Consider the following 14785-nt stretch of genomic DNA (forward strand, 5'->3'; position numbering starts at 1 on the left):
GCAGCTTTTTTTATTGTTTTATGAGAGTTATTCCTCATTCATGGAATAGACGACGGAAGAAAATTCTCCAACACTAGAGTTATGCTTTTAGTGAGGAGAGCATCATGAAATATTCAATATTAAGTGTTTTAGTGGGAAGCTTGATTTTGGTTGGTTGTGGTGGGGATTCTAGCGATAACTCAACTAAGCCGACACCTGACATCAAAAATCCAGAAAAACCTGTTCAGCAAATTAAAAAAATTTCTGGACAAGTTGAAGGTTATCAAGATTTCAAGAGTAAGTTTGCTGAAATTTTATCTGCTGATGGGAAAATATATAAGGCAGAAATTACTTCGAAAGGGCAGTATAGTATTTCCGATGAAATTAAATATCCGTATGTAATACGCGTTGAGAAAAATGATAATACTTACTTATATGGAGTTCCAAAAGATGATAATCGATTAGATGTCTTGAATATTAATAAAATATCAAATTTATTAACTTTAACCTTATCTCCAAATAATTTGGCTGAAAACCTATGGGGGTTGGAAAGTAAAACTAGAGTGGATATAATTGTAAAAAATTATAAAGCTGCATCACAAAAGATTGATAATTCAATTTCACCAGTTCTTTCTGTTTTAAATGCAACAAGTATTGATGTCTTAAATCAACCCTATGAAATAAATAGATCGATTATTGATAATATTTTAGATAATATTAATGTTGTTGTAAATAAACCTATTTCTAATCAAGGTTCTCCAGTTATTGCATTGGCTGCAGCAGCTACACCAAATAATGTAACATTATGGGATAATTCTTTGCTTACAAAAAATCCTATATTGTTAAGTAGTTCAAATAATATTTTTGATTTTGGAGCGGTGGAAAATAGTGCTGAAAAGCATTATGAGGAAATAAAAGCTAGTGCTCTTAAATATGATCCAAAAAATATAGACCAAAATAAGGTAAGAGCATTAAGTGAAAAAATACAGCAAGAACTTCAGAATTCTAATCCATCTACAGATAAAATTTATAGTCTATTAAGAGATTTTATGATTGCAACGGCCGTACCTGTAAGTGTTGCCGATGAAATTATAAGATCATCCAAAAGTGGTGAGAGTATTGATAAAATAGCTGATCTAATTGGTAAGGCATATGGACAAGACTTATCTAAAGAAATTGAAAAATATAAGGATATGAAGGTTGATTTAATTTCTAAAGATGCAGTAAATAAAAAAATTACATATAAAATTACACTAGGTGGGATACCTCAGATTGTGACATGGTCAGTTAGTGGGCAGGTTTTAGATAGTTCGAATATGAACAAAAAAGATATGTCGAGTTGTATACAAGATGTATATTCTGGTTCAGCTTCTGGTCCAATTACACCTGAATATTATGTCAGAAATAGTATTTTTAAAAACACATGTAATCAAGATTTGAATTATATTAGCTGTATTTGGGTAGGCGGAACAAGTGGTAAATCGTATTGTAAAGATACGGTCTCTAAATTAGTTAAGTCTGGTTCTTCTACGGGGCTTTATAATATAACAGCAGGTCCATTAATTGAGTCTAGAGTATTTTTTGCCTGTCCTTCGCCATCAGTACCAACTTTTGTCGGTGATAATGATGCATTTATATATAGGTATCGTTGTAGTTGATTGAATAATAGCTATATTTTTAGTTTGGATTTTTATTTGATTAGAAGAAGATTAATTTAATATGCTAATCATAAGAATATTAAAAAATCCATTCTTTTCCTTATTTATAGAAAAGATTGCCAAAATTTTTCATTCACATTAAAAGATCCGAGAAAGATATAAGGAGATTGAGATGAAGTATTCATTATTAAGTACTTTAATAGTAAGTTTATTGCTAGGAGGTTGTGGTGGAGGTGGAAATGAAACATCTTCACCAACACCAACACCAACACCAACACCAACACCAACACCAACACCAACACCAACACCAACACCAACACCAACACCAACACCAACACCAACGACTATTGATGAGATGAAAGAGGAAATAGCTTTACCTATGACTTATAATAGTTCTAGAGTGACTTATTCGGGAGAGGCATATATAGGAACTCAAGGCTCATCAAATATAGGAACTATTTTTATTCCAGCATCTGGGGATAATGATTCTAAGAGAGGGGAGCGTTTCCCTTTACTATATGATTTGGATAAGGAAGTATTTACGGAGGTAAAAGTGCCGAGTGGGGGTATTAGTTGGCATGATCCTAGTATACATGGTATTAGTGCTGATGGTAATGTTACGCATATTTTTGGAAATTATTTTGATGCTTCTGGAAACTTGGAGAATAAAAATTCAAATCATTTTATTTTTGATAAGAAAATAAATACTATTAAAGAGATTGAGTTTTCAGATGATTATCTGATTAGTTATTTAGTAGGTGATGGAAAGTCAGTAATCTATACTAAAAGTAAGATGCTTTCTGGAGGGAAATCAGTAACGCCAATCTATAAGTCAGATTATATAAAAGGTACCAATGTTTTATTGTCGACATTAGAAAAAAATTTGGTTTTTAGAGGGGCTGATTTAAATGGTAGCACCATGTTGTTTAGTAATTATACAGATGCAGATAGTGCCGGTTCTTATGCATATAATAATGTTCTTATCTACGACTCTCTTGGTAATAAGTATAAGAATTTATTAAATTCTGATGATTATTGGAGTAGTTGTACTAATATGGCAATAAATCCATCTGGAAATATGGTTGTGGTTGGTTGTGGAAGTTCAAATGAGGGGGGGAAGAAAGAAAAAGATTATAAAAAACTATCTAATTTCGTATTGTTTGATTTAAAAAATAATAAAAAAATTTTTATTAAAAACTCTGATATAATCAATAAAACAGGACTTGAGTATTTCAATAGTCCTGATTATGTTGGTAGAATTCATGGTATAGATGATACAGGTTTTTCATTTTTTGTGACTGGAGTGGTAACAGAGCTTCCGAAGCGTAAACCCGAAGTACGCTATTTTATGAGGTATGATTTTATAAAAAATACCCTACAAGCCTACAAACTTATTGGAAATTTAAAAAAAGAAGTAGATGTTTATGAATTAATTTCAACCACAACATCTCCTTTAGCTAGAAGTGATATTTTTATTGGGTATGTAGATACTGGTGTGGTCGATAAAAATTATAATCATTTGAATAAATACTATATTCAAAAAATTAATATAGGTAGTCTAAATACAATGAAAAGTGATGGAACAGCAAATAGCTTACCACCATCACCTCCAGAAATGACTGAAAATAGTGTTTCAGCTGAGGGTGATGATCGTATAGAAACCTATTCAGCTCCAGCTTCGCTTTATCCTTCTAATGGTGGGTTATATGATAATGCATCTATTGCATGTGCTTTGAGTTATACTGGATTTGCTGAGAAAAACTTCCAACCGTTTAAAATGTATGATCCTTTGACAGTATCGGGTGAGACAGCTAAAGAAGCTGCTTGTCGTAGAGTAAATACAACATGGCAAGATTATTTAAGTTCAAATAATAGGTTAATTGCTTTCTGTAGCTCTTTACCATACAAAGATATTTCGGTAGCAATTACTTATAAAAGTAGTAGCGTACAGTATAAAACTAAATATTCAGATCAAAACCCAATAGTTTGGGATAAAGTTAAAAATTTAGTTTCACAAAGTTATAAAGTTGATTTTGATCTTTGTAATAAGTGATTAAATGGAAAATAAGTTTTTCTAGCCGCATTTTCAGTGCGGCTTTTTTATTTTATTGAAAGAAAATTGAGATTAAATCTTATATGTTGATAATCTCTTCAATATATGTAATATTCTTTTTTAACAAAGACTACAAAAACTTCATCAATAACTGTACCAACTCACTTTGTCGATGTGTTTTGGTCTTAGAGAAAATAGACTGTAGATGCTTTCTGACGGTATCCAGTTGGATGTTGAGTGTATGTGAAATCTCTTTTAATGTTTTGGCATCCAACAACTGTTCACAGATCCTATTTTCTACAGGGGTAAACAGGAAAATTTGTGTGTACAGCTCTCTTTGATATTTAGCCTTATGTTTTAAAAAAGAAAAAGTAGCCAATACAACAGGGCGTAAGCCAAAAATTTTATGTGCTTTTTCAGGGATTAATAAATCTAAGGTTAAAAATAAATCACGGTCAAGCATCAGTGTTTTAGTCCGTTGAGCATAATCTAAGGTTTGATAATGATTATAATTGTGCTCTAACTCAAATAGGTGTCGACTAAACAGGCTTTGGCAACGCTCGTCAAAAGAAAATCTTCGTTGATAAAGATGCAGGTGAGGATTATTTTCACATAATTGTTTGGCTTCATCATTTAGCTCTAAAACAGTCCCATTTAAATTAATAATGGCAATCGGCTGTTTTATTTTTTGGATCAACTGCGAACCTAATAAGGTACGCGTTGAATATTCAAAATGATGACGATGCTGCTGAATTTTTTGTTGCAACATCGGCAGCATGTCATAAATAGGTTGTAACTCTGAGCTACTTAAGGCACCACGATGAGGGCTGGTCAGAAGTGCCAAAATCACACAAATTTTTTGATCATAAATGAGCTGGATTGCAGAACCAAATTGTATATTTAATGGTTGTAATACTTGTTGATAGACCTGTGTTTGGTTAATTTCTTGTTCGGTGAAGTGCTGTGAGTCATGCATCCAGCCTTGAAACGGTGCCGAGATTGATTTCTTTAAACGAGGGTCATCATCAATTTCTAGGCGTACATTGGTCAAAGCCACTTGATTGAGATAATCTGCATCAATACTAAGACCATGATGCACACTAAAAGACAGTGCTTGAACTTGCAGATCAACTGCTAAAAGCTGAGATAATTGTATATTAAAGGCATGATTCAGATGCTCCAAAAAAATGACCCAGTCATCAATATCTTGAACCTTTTCCAAGATTTCCATGACTGCACTTTGTTTGATTAGATCCATCTAAAACCACGACAATAAATCAGAGGATTTTAGCTATTTTATAGAAGCTTCTTGAGCACGAGAATGAGCAAAAATAAAAAATGTGATTCATTTAAATAATTATCCGATGAAATGCAAGAGCGATTGGATTTCAATGTAATACAACTAACAACAAGATTTAAAATAATTTAAAGATGTTCTCTGTAAGAGAAGATGGCAATCGAGAGTTGGTTTCACAAGCAGATAGCTTCTGACCTGAATATTCTTTACAGTATCAATTGAAATGTGTTCTAACTGAGTAATTTATGCACGGTCTTTATCTCATTACCAATGACGATCCAATCCAACTATTATTAGAAAAATTAGAGGTTGCTTTGGCAACAGGGCAGATTGCCATTCTGCAATATCGTCGTAAGAAAGTAGCAAAAGCAGATCAACCAAGTGAGGTAAAGCAGATCAATGCACTCTGTGAAAAGCATCAAGTCCCGTTTGTGATTAATGATGATTTGGCTTTGGCTGAACAATTTGGTCTAGGTGTACATCTTGGACAATCTGATGGTGAAATAAGTGATGCTGCCGCACGTTTAGCACAAGGTGTGATTATTGGTCGGACTTGCCTAAATTCATTAGAGCTGGCGGAGAAGGCGATTGCTGACGGTGCAACTTATGTGGCCTTTGGTGCGGTTTATGCGACCTCAACCAAACCTGAAGCGGGCAATGTAGGTATCGAAGTCATTAAACAGGCGAAACAAAAATTTGCTGTGCCGATTTGTGCGATTGGTGGTCTGACTGTGGAAAATTCTCAAGTCGTGATTGAGGCTGGGGCAAGCCTTTGCGCGGTAATTAGTGATATATTAGGACGATCAACAGCCGAAATTCCTGCTCGTGTACATGCATGGGCAACGTTATTTGACTAATTAGATGCATCCGCTTTGCGGAACTTTTATTGTTTCTCGGAACCACAACGTTCCTCGTCCTCGATTCTAGGTTGAGTCTTTTATGAGTTTATCTCCAAAGCAAGAACAGCTATTTAAACAAGCAAGTAAACATATTCCAGGTGGCGTAAATTCACCTGTACGTGCATTTAACGGTGTTGGTGGTACGCCTGTCTTTATTGAAAAGGCCAAAGGTGCGTATTTGTGGGATGTCGATGGTAAGCGTTACGTGGACTATGTGGGTTCATGGGGACCAATGATTTTGGGGCATGCGCATCCAGATATTATTCAAGCGGTACAAACTGCGGCAGAAGATGGCCTAAGTTTTGGTGCACCAACGGTATATGAAACCACTTTGGCAGACACCATTTGCGAGATCATGCCATCCATTGAGTTGGTACGTATGACCAGTTCGGGTACCGAAGCGACTATGACTGCGATTCGTCTGGCACGTGGTTATACTGGTCGTGACAAGATTGTGAAATTTGAAGGCTGCTATCACGGTCATTCAGATTCATTATTGGTCAAAGCGGGTTCAGGTTTGCTGACCTTAGGTGAAGGTGAGCCAACCTCAAAAGGTGTACCAGCTGATTTTGCCAAACATACCTTAACGCTACCATATAACAATATCGAAGCATTGAAAGAATGCTTTAGCAAATTTGGTCATGAGATTGCGGGTGTCATCATTGAGCCTGTTGCAGGCAATATGAATTTGGTCACGCCAATCGATGGTTTCTTGCAAGCGATTCGTGATGTCTGTGATGAATATCAATCAGTATTTATCATTGATGAAGTGATGACTGGTTTCCGTGTTGCTTTAGGTGGCGCACAATCGGTGTATAACGTTAAACCAGATTTAACCACGTTGGGTAAAATCATTGGTGCAGGCTTACCAGTCGGCGCTTTTGGTGGTAAACGTGAAATCATGGAATGCATCGCGCCTTTAGGCGGTGTTTATCAAGCAGGTACATTGTCCGGGAATCCATTGGCAATGCGTGCCGGTATTGCGATGTTCAAACACCTTCGTGAACCAGAGTTTTATGACAAGCTGGCTGCACAGTTAGCTAAATTACTTGCAGGCTTACAGGCTGCGGCAGACGAAGCGGGGATTCCATTTAAAACCCAGCAAGTTGGCGGTATGTTTGGTTTGTACTTTACCGATCAAGAAGACATCACTAGTTTTGATTCAATGTTAGCCTGTGATGTTGAAGCATTTAAGAAATTTTTCCACGGCATGTTAAAGCGTGGTGTGTATTTAGCACCATCGGCATTTGAAGCTGGATTTATTTCGTCGATGCATTCAGATCAAGATATTGCAGAAACCATTCAGGCAGCCAAAGAAACCTTTGCTGAAATGAAATAACGCTGCGATGCAGACATAAGCCCGATTTATTCGGGCTTTTTTTATGGACGCATTTTAGCTTGAGCTGAATAGAAAGCTTAACTGGTTTAGAAATAATGCTTGATCGTTACAAAATCTTAATGAGTTCCTATCTATTTGTACGATAAACCTCTGCGACGAAGTACAAAGATAAATAATCTTTACTGTACCGTAGGGTGAAATAATGCTTGAATAGTAAACTATATTTACGTTGGTCTTAGGCTGTGCTTTGGGCTTGCGTAGGCTGTAGATGGCAGTTGTATCATATCTAAAAGCTTTTTATAAGAAACCCATAGGAATGGAGTAAAACATGAATACTAAACATTATTTAACGTCCGCTGATGTGGAAATTTTAGTTGACGCAGCATGGCAATATGCAACAGCGCACAGCTTTAATGTCAGCATTGCAGTTGTGGATGACGGTGGAACCTTATTAATGATGAAGCGTATGGATGGCGCATCGGTATTATCGACACAGATTTGCCAAGAAAAAGCTCAATCTGCTGCGGTCAGCCGAAGAGCCACTAAGGCATCGGAAGATATGATCCGTGATGGTAAGATCGGCTTTTTAACGATCAATGCAGCAAAAGGCATGTTAGAAGGTGGTGAGCCGATTGTCTATCAAGGGCAAGTTGTCGGGGCTGTTGGTGTGTCGGGTGTACAATCTTTTCAAGATGCCGAAATTGCTCAACATGCGATTCAACAATTTCTAGAGCAACAGACCTAAATCATCCTTTAAATCCGATTCTGGATGAAATATCGAGAGAAACACGAAAAAAAATAGTAAAAATACGTGTCATGCATTGTAATTCAGCGCCAAGCTTTTTATGATTGCCCGCTTGTTTTCATCCAGTCGTTGGAAGGCTACCTTGAATGATTTTCTAAGTGAACATTTGATTCATCGTGATGAAGATTTTATGGTCATCCATAAACCTGCAGGCTTACTTACTGTGCCGGGGAAAACACCTGATTTACAAGATTGTTTAATCAATCGTTTATTAGAATTAGAACCAAAAACTTTACTGATTCATCGTTTAGATCGTGATACTTCTGGCATCTTGGTGTTTGGTTTATCCAAATTTGGACAGAGCAATATTTCGCGTCAATTCCAAGATCGTCAAACCTCAAAAATTTATCAAGCTTTGGTTGCAGGACATTTAGAAGGTCAGGGCACAGTCGACATTCCTGTGATTTATGATCCAAGCCGTCCGCCATTGCATATTGTGGATGCTTCTTATCACAAGCCTGCATTGACCGAATGGCAAGCCATCGAACATCTAGAAATTCAAGGACAAGCTGTAACTCGAGTCAAACTCATTCCGATTACAGGGCGTTCACATCAGCTTCGTGTGCATATGCAATATTTAGGTCATCCGATTCTTGGTGATACCTTATATGCCACACCGGAACAGCAACAGCTTTATGCGCGTTTGTGCTTACATGCCACGCAGTTAAGCTTCACTCATCCTAAAACTGGTGCACAACTGACATTTGATTGTGCAGTACCGTTTTAGTCTAAAAACTTTTTTATGAAACACGATGTGATGCACGCTATTTGATTGCGCTTTGTGTCAAAATACATCGTTGAAAACTACATAAAATGCCTTAACTTTTATTTGGGTCAGGGCATAAAATATGTAGGCTAACTTGAGATAAAGGTGGAAAAATTGCAGCAGTTTGCTATTGGTCAACGTTGGTTATCAGATACTGAAACTGAACTCGGTTTAGGGGTTCTTATTGATGTAGATGAACGTTCTATCAGCATTTTATTCCCTAAAAGTGATGAAACTCGTGTTTATGCACGCAACAATGCGCCTTTATCTCGCATCATCTTTAATATCAATGATGAAGTACAAGACCAAGAAGGCATTAAGTGGACTGTCGAGTCGATCGAAGATCGTCATGGCGTACTGCGTTACGATGTGGTTCGTAGCCTTGAAAATGGTGAACAAGAACGTAAGTCACTGAATGAAACCCGTATCGGTGCACAGATCCAGCTGTCAAAACCTTTAGAACGTTTGTTAGCCAGCCAAGTTGATTATAAAGAATGGTATGACCTACGCATTGAAGCGATGTTGTTGCAAGCACAAATGCACACCAGCCCTTTACGTGGTTTTCTTGGTGCGCGCGTGGGTTTGATTCCCCACCAGCTTTATATCGCGCATGAAGTCGGTAAGCGTTTTGCACCACGTGTCTTGTTAGCGGATGAAGTGGGCCTAGGTAAAACCATTGAAGCAGGTCTGATCATTCATCAACAACTGAAAACAGGACGTTCAGAACGTATTCTGATTTTAGTGCCTGATTCTTTGCAATATCAGTGGATGATTGAAATGCGTCGCCGTTTCAATTTGCAATTCTCGCTGTTCGACTTAACCCGTACTGCTTCGATCAAAGAACATGATCCTGATCTGAATCCATTCTTGACTGAGCAATGTATTATTGCCAGTGTTGATTTGATGGTTGACCACGATGATTTACGTGAACAAGCCATGGAAGCAGGTTTTGATCTATTGGTGGTCGATGAAGCCCATCATTTGATGTGGAGTGAAGAAGAAGGTGGCAATGATCGTTATGATTTGGTCGAAGAATTGGCTGAACAGACCGAAGGTGTGTTACTGCTCACCGCAACCCCTGAACAGCTTGGTGTAGAAAGTCATTTTGCCCGACTTCGTTTACTCGATCCGCAACGTTTCAGTAGTCTCGATCGCTTCCTTGATGAAGAAGAACAATATCAACATACTGCAAAAATTGCAGAAGTGTTGATGTCAGATCAAGCATTAACAGAAGAGCATCTTGCTGCACTGGATGGCTTATTGGGTCATCGTATTGATGATCAGCCTGAACAGCGTATGCGTGCGATTCATGAATTATTAGACCGTCATGGTACAGGTCGTATCTTGTTCCGTAACACCCGTGAAGCGATTCAAGGCTTCCCTGGTCGTGATTGCCAGCCAGCACCTTTACCAGCACCAGAAGATTGGTCATTTGATGGCAAAATGCGTGAGCAAATGTGGCCAGAAGAAGGTCAACTCGATGGCGCATGGATGGAAAATGATCCGCGTGTGCCTTGGTTGATGGAAGTGCTGCGCAAAGATTTAAAACACAAAAAAGTGTTGTTGATTGCACGCAGCGGGCCAGTGGTAGAAGCATTGGAAAATGTTCTACGTTTACATGCGGGTATTCGTACCGCAATGTTCCATGAGGGCATGAGTTTATTAGAGCGTGACCAAGCTGCGGCATATTTTGCGGAAGATAGTTATGGCGCTCAAATCCTATTGTGTTCAGAAATTGGTTCGGAAGGGCGTAACTTCCAGTTTGCCAGTGATTTGATCTTATTTGATCTGCCTGCAAACCCTGACGTATTGGAACAACGAATTGGCCGTCTGGACCGTATTGGTCAGGAAAATCGTATTCAAATTCATGTGCCGTATTTGATGGGCACAGCACAAGAACGTATGTTCCGTTGGTACAACGAAGCACTCAATATTTTCAGCAGTATTTCTCCGACGGCGCAAACGCTACAAGAGAATTTTATTGTTGAATTGAAAGATTGTTTATTGGCCGATCAAGGTCAGACTTTTGAAAATCTACTTGAAGAAGTCAATGTACAGCGCCAAGCCTTGGAAGCTGAGTTACAGGCAGGTCGTGACCGTTTGCTTGAGTACAACTCGTGTCGTCCAGTGGTTGCGCAAGGCATTGTACAAGCGCTTGAAGATTATGATGACAACACCACTTTGCCAATGTTTGTGAAGCGTTTCATGTCATCCACCAATATTGACTTTGATGAGCAAAGCAATGGTACGGTGATCATCAAGCCGACTGATCAGATGCAAGTTCAAGGCATTAGCTTGGATGAAGAGGGCATGACGGCGACCTTCTATCGTGATCAGGCACAAATTCGTGAAGATGCGCAATATTTGACTTTGGAACATCCGTTTATTGAAAGTGTGATGGAAATGATCCGCACACAATCATTCGGTAGTACCAATGTGGCCTTGCTGAAATCGAATGCACTAAAACAAGGTTCAGTCTTGTTGGAAGTGTGGTTTAAGGTTGATGTGGTTGCACCGAAGGCATTGAACTTGCCATCAAGCTTACCGAAGCAATTGATTCGTGTATTGCTCAGTGAAAATGGTCAGGATTTATCGACCAAGATTGATCCAAGTATTTTACGTCCGTACCTGCATCATCTAGATGGCAATAGTTGCCGTCAAGTGGTGAAAGCACGCCGTGAAGTGATTGAGTCACGCTATGCGCAAGCTTTAGAGATTGCGAAGGGATCATTGCCTGAATTAATGCAACAGGCTAAAGAGCACTACAGTGGTAAATGGCAGTATGAAATTGACCGTTTAAGCTATCTGAAGCAATTTAATCCAAGTATTCGCCAAGATGAAATTGAGCGTTTACAGAAATTCCAGAAAGAGGGCTTGGGTCTGTTAGATGGTCTTTCTGTGACACCAGAAGCGATTCAAGTTTTGGTTGTGGTTAAGCCTTAACTTGCAATTGAATAAAAAGCACTTGAGAGATCAGGTGCTTTTTTATTTTGAAGGTTTATTCGCTGAATGTATGAGCTTATTACACTATAATTTTTTACGAATAATTTTTATCAAACTGCCGAAACTCAGGTGATCGTTTTTGTAAGAACGAAGTTACAGCTTCACGGGTTTCTTGGGATTTAACCCGATTTGCTACAATTTCTGCTTCTTGGTCAATGCATTGGATAATTTGTTCAAGTGGAAACTTAATTTGTTTTTTGATGATTTTAAGTGATGATAATGGAAGTTTTACCATCTTTTGAGCTTGTTGCTGAGCATGTGTATAAGCATCAGGAACAATTTCATTAATAAGTCGAGCCCTTAAAGCTTTTTCAGCATTAAATTTTTGACCTGTAAGTAGTAATTCGGCTGCGAGATGATAGCCAGATTGTGGAGCCATAAATAAGCTCGTGGCACCTTCTACAGAGAGACCTAAATTAACGAATGGGAGTTGAAATATAGCATTGTCTTCTGCAAAGACTAAATCGCAATGAAATAAAAGTGTTACACCAACTCCTATAGCACATCCCCGAATTGCGGCAACAATCGGTTTTGAACATTGAGCTAAAGCTTTTAAGAATTGGAATGGAGGAGAAATAGATCTATCCATATTGACGTGTTGTATTTGAGCGAAAGATAAAAAATAATTCATATCATTGCCAGCAGTAAAATCTGTTTCATTACCTCGAAGAATAATCACGCGTATATCATTTTTTTTATCAGCATCTATAAGTGCTTGAGCAAGTTGCGTATACATCTCACTAGTTAACGCATTTTTAGCTTCGGAACGTATAATTGAAATAGTTAAAATACCATCTATTAAATCAAAATGTAGATGTGGGTTTTGATTTTTTAAATAAGCCAACATTGTTGTACACCTTTAGTTTTAACAAAAATAACTCTTAACTTTTAATTTAAGAATTCCTGTTGACGGTTTTAGGGTGTTGATTGTTTGTGTTTCAATACTAATAATATTTTTTGTTAATGTTATGCAAGTGTTTTGCTGATAATGTCCTAAAATGTATTTATATTTTAACTTTAATGTTTATTGTGCATTTATTTAATTTTTTGTGGCTAAATTAATACTGGTTTTTGGAGTTTTTTGTTATTTTTATTTATTTTAAATTCGTATTGAATGATTTTAAATTTATGTTTGTTGAAAAATATTTTTTTAAATGTAAATTGGGAACGTGTTGGATAATTTGTGTTTGATTATTACTCTGTGAGTGTATTTTAAATTTTGACGGTTTTAAATAAATTTCATTCATTTTTATTATCAAGATGATAAAGGATTTTAAATGGAAAAAAATAACACGAGTGTTCACTTTGATGTTTCAGCTACACATATTCACTATCTAGCACATTGGGAAAAGGAAAAACCTCATAAAGATTATTTGATACAACCTTTACCGAATGGAAAGGTTGAGCACTACACATGGGCTCAAGTCGCGCACCAAGTTCGTTGTATGGCGACATATATCAATAAATTAGGGCTTGAGCCAAAAAGTAAAATTGCTATTTTGGGGAAGAATAGTGCCCATTGGATCATGGCTGACCTAGCAATCTGGCTGGCAGGGCATATTTCAGTTCCATTGTATAGTACCTTCAATAGTGAAGGCATTAAATATGTGTTAGAGCATAGTGAAGCAAAACTTTTATTTATTGGAAAGTTGGATGCCGTAGGAGAGAGCTGGAATGAGGTGAAAAATGTAATTCCAAAAAATATGCCATGCATTTGTTTGCCACAAGCACCTGAGTTTGATGGATTAACATGGAAAGAAATAGTTTCTATAACTGATCCTTTGAAACAAATCGATTTTCCTAATGCCAAAGAGGTTGCAACTATTATTTATACTTCGGGTAGTACAGGAAGGCCGAAAGGTGTGATGCAAAGTTTTGAGACTTTACTTTCACCTGTAGAAGAGTTGAAAAACGCGTTTGAAATTAATTCAAATGATCGCTTAATTTCTCATTTGCCTCTTGCTCATATTGCGGAACGGATCTTAATTCAATCTATTCCAATAGTTAATGCTTGCACTATTTATTTTTCTAATTCTCAAGAGACATTTATTGAAGATTTAAAGCGAGCGAAACCAACGGTTTTTCTTACAGTACCTCGTTTGTGGATTAAATTTCAATCTGGAATTAATCATAAGATTTCTCCATCAATGCAACGTATGATTTTTAAGTTACCCGTATTGAGTGGCGTTTTAAAGAAAAAATTATTGAGTAAGTTGGGCTTAAATCATATTCGAGTGGCACTCACTGGCTCAGCACCCTTATCTGCAAGCGTAATTAGATGGTACCGAAATTTAGGATTGGAACTACTTGAAATTTATGGAATGACTGAAAATTGTGGTTATTCTCATCTTACCAGAGTTGGGCAATATCAAAGTGGCTATGTTGGGCATGCTCACTCTAGAGTGGAATGTAAAATCGATGGAAATGGAGAGATTTTGGTCAAGAGTCCAGGAACGATGTTGGGTTATTACAAGAATCCCGAAAAAACAGCTGAAGATATGATGGAAGATGGTTTTTTTAGGACGGGGGACATGGGCATTATTGATGATACTGGCTGTTTAAAAATTACAGGGCGAGTAAAAGACATTTTTAAAACGTCAAAAGGAAAATATGTTAAGCCAGTACCGATTGAACAAAAAATAGCTGCCCATGATTTCATTGAATCTGTTTGTGTCGGTGGCTCAAGTCAGCATCAACCCGTGGCATTTATGATGTTAGCTGAAGAGGTTCGAGCTCAGTTGAATCATGGGAATAAACGTGAAGTGGTTGAATTAGCAATTAATGAATTAAAAGAAAATATAAATAAATCATTAGAGCCCCATGAAAGGCTCGGTTTTATGGTTGTGATTGATGAACCGTGGACAATGGAAAACGATTTGTTGACCCCTACCATGAAAATAAAACGGAACAAGATCGAAGAAAAATATGAGCCTTATCTTGAATCTTGGGCAAATCAAAATAGATCCATTGTGTGGGAATAAAAGCA

10 protein-coding genes are annotated in these 14785 nt (G+C 37.3%); 8 read left to right on the forward strand and 2 right to left on the reverse strand.

Translation table 11 applies throughout. The features are described from left to right. Positions 1-104: 104 nt before the first annotated feature. Positions 105-1637: a hypothetical protein gene (locus tag A7P55_RS18655; RefSeq protein ID WP_171553328.1), complete on the forward strand. Its 1533-nt coding sequence runs from the start codon at positions 105-107 to the stop codon at positions 1635-1637. A 172-nt stretch (positions 1638-1809) separates the two neighbouring features. Continuing rightward, positions 1810-3690 (forward strand): hypothetical protein, encoded by a 1881-nt coding sequence (locus A7P55_RS18660; RefSeq protein WP_171553304.1) that lies wholly within the window; start codon positions 1810-1812, stop codon positions 3688-3690. A gap of 130 nt (positions 3691-3820) precedes the next feature. Here the strand turns inward: A7P55_RS18660 and A7P55_RS18665 are convergent, their stop codons facing one another. Further along, the gene (locus A7P55_RS18665) at positions 3821-4948 is read right to left on the reverse strand and encodes a LuxR C-terminal-related transcriptional regulator (RefSeq protein WP_171553329.1); all 1128 of its coding nucleotides are present in this window, start codon (positions 4946-4948) and stop codon (positions 3821-3823) included. A gap of 284 nt (positions 4949-5232) precedes the next feature. Here A7P55_RS18665 and thiE point away from each other — a divergent pair, with 284 nt between their 5' ends. From thiE to rapA, 5 genes are all read left to right on the forward strand, one after another. After that, on the forward strand, positions 5233-5844 hold the full coding sequence (gene thiE, locus A7P55_RS18670; protein WP_171553330.1) for a thiamine phosphate synthase: 612 nt from the start codon (positions 5233-5235) through the stop codon (positions 5842-5844). 82 nt (positions 5845-5926) lie between these two features. Further along, positions 5927-7225: a glutamate-1-semialdehyde 2,1-aminomutase gene (gene hemL / locus A7P55_RS18675; RefSeq protein ID WP_171553331.1), complete on the forward strand. Its 1299-nt coding sequence runs from the start codon at positions 5927-5929 to the stop codon at positions 7223-7225. Positions 7226-7553: 328 nt separating this feature from the next. Next, a complete protein-coding gene (locus A7P55_RS18680) occupies positions 7554-7970 on the forward strand; it encodes a heme-binding protein (RefSeq protein WP_171553332.1) in 417 nt (138 codons plus the stop codon). 142 nt (positions 7971-8112) lie between these two features. Then, entirely contained in the window at positions 8113-8757 is a 645-nt protein-coding gene (locus A7P55_RS18685) for an RluA family pseudouridine synthase (RefSeq protein WP_171553333.1), read from the forward strand. 144 nt (positions 8758-8901) lie between these two features. After that, entirely contained in the window at positions 8902-11739 is a 2838-nt protein-coding gene (rapA, locus tag A7P55_RS18690) for an RNA polymerase-associated protein RapA (RefSeq protein ID WP_171553334.1), read from the forward strand. 94 nt (positions 11740-11833) lie between these two features. Here the strand turns inward: rapA and A7P55_RS18695 are convergent, their stop codons facing one another. After that, a complete protein-coding gene (locus A7P55_RS18695) occupies positions 11834-12646 on the reverse strand; it encodes an enoyl-CoA hydratase-related protein (protein ID WP_171553335.1) in 813 nt (270 codons plus the stop codon). 430 nt (positions 12647-13076) lie between these two features. Here A7P55_RS18695 and A7P55_RS18700 point away from each other — a divergent pair, with 430 nt between their 5' ends. Then, on the forward strand, positions 13077-14780 hold the full coding sequence (locus A7P55_RS18700) for an AMP-binding protein (protein ID WP_171553336.1): 1704 nt from the start codon (positions 13077-13079) through the stop codon (positions 14778-14780). Positions 14781-14785: the final 5 nt, after the last annotated feature.

Source organism: Acinetobacter sp. Ac_5812, assembly GCF_013072695.1.
Classification (GTDB): Bacteria; Pseudomonadota; Gammaproteobacteria; order Pseudomonadales; family Moraxellaceae; genus Acinetobacter.

Bases quoted from the DNA above. Each gene is read 5' to 3' on its own strand.
- A7P55_RS18655 (WP_171553328.1), top strand. From the start codon at position 105: ATGAAATATTCAATATTAAGTGTTTTAGTGGGAAGCTTGATTTTGGTT.
- A7P55_RS18660 (WP_171553304.1), top strand. From the start codon at position 1,810: ATGAAGTATTCATTATTAAGTACTTTAATAGTAAGTTTATTGCTAGGA.
- A7P55_RS18665 (WP_171553329.1), bottom strand. From the start codon at position 4,948: ATGGATCTAATCAAACAAAGTGCAGTCATGGAAATCTTGGAAAAGGTT.
- thiE (WP_171553330.1), top strand. From the start codon at position 5,233: ATGCACGGTCTTTATCTCATTACCAATGACGATCCAATCCAACTATTA.
- hemL (WP_171553331.1), top strand. From the start codon at position 5,927: ATGAGTTTATCTCCAAAGCAAGAACAGCTATTTAAACAAGCAAGTAAA.
- A7P55_RS18680 (WP_171553332.1), top strand. From the start codon at position 7,554: ATGAATACTAAACATTATTTAACGTCCGCTGATGTGGAAATTTTAGTT.
- A7P55_RS18695 (WP_171553335.1), bottom strand. From the start codon at position 12,646: ATGTTGGCTTATTTAAAAAATCAAAACCCACATCTACATTTTGATTTA.
- A7P55_RS18700 (WP_171553336.1), top strand. From the start codon at position 13,077: ATGGAAAAAAATAACACGAGTGTTCACTTTGATGTTTCAGCTACACAT.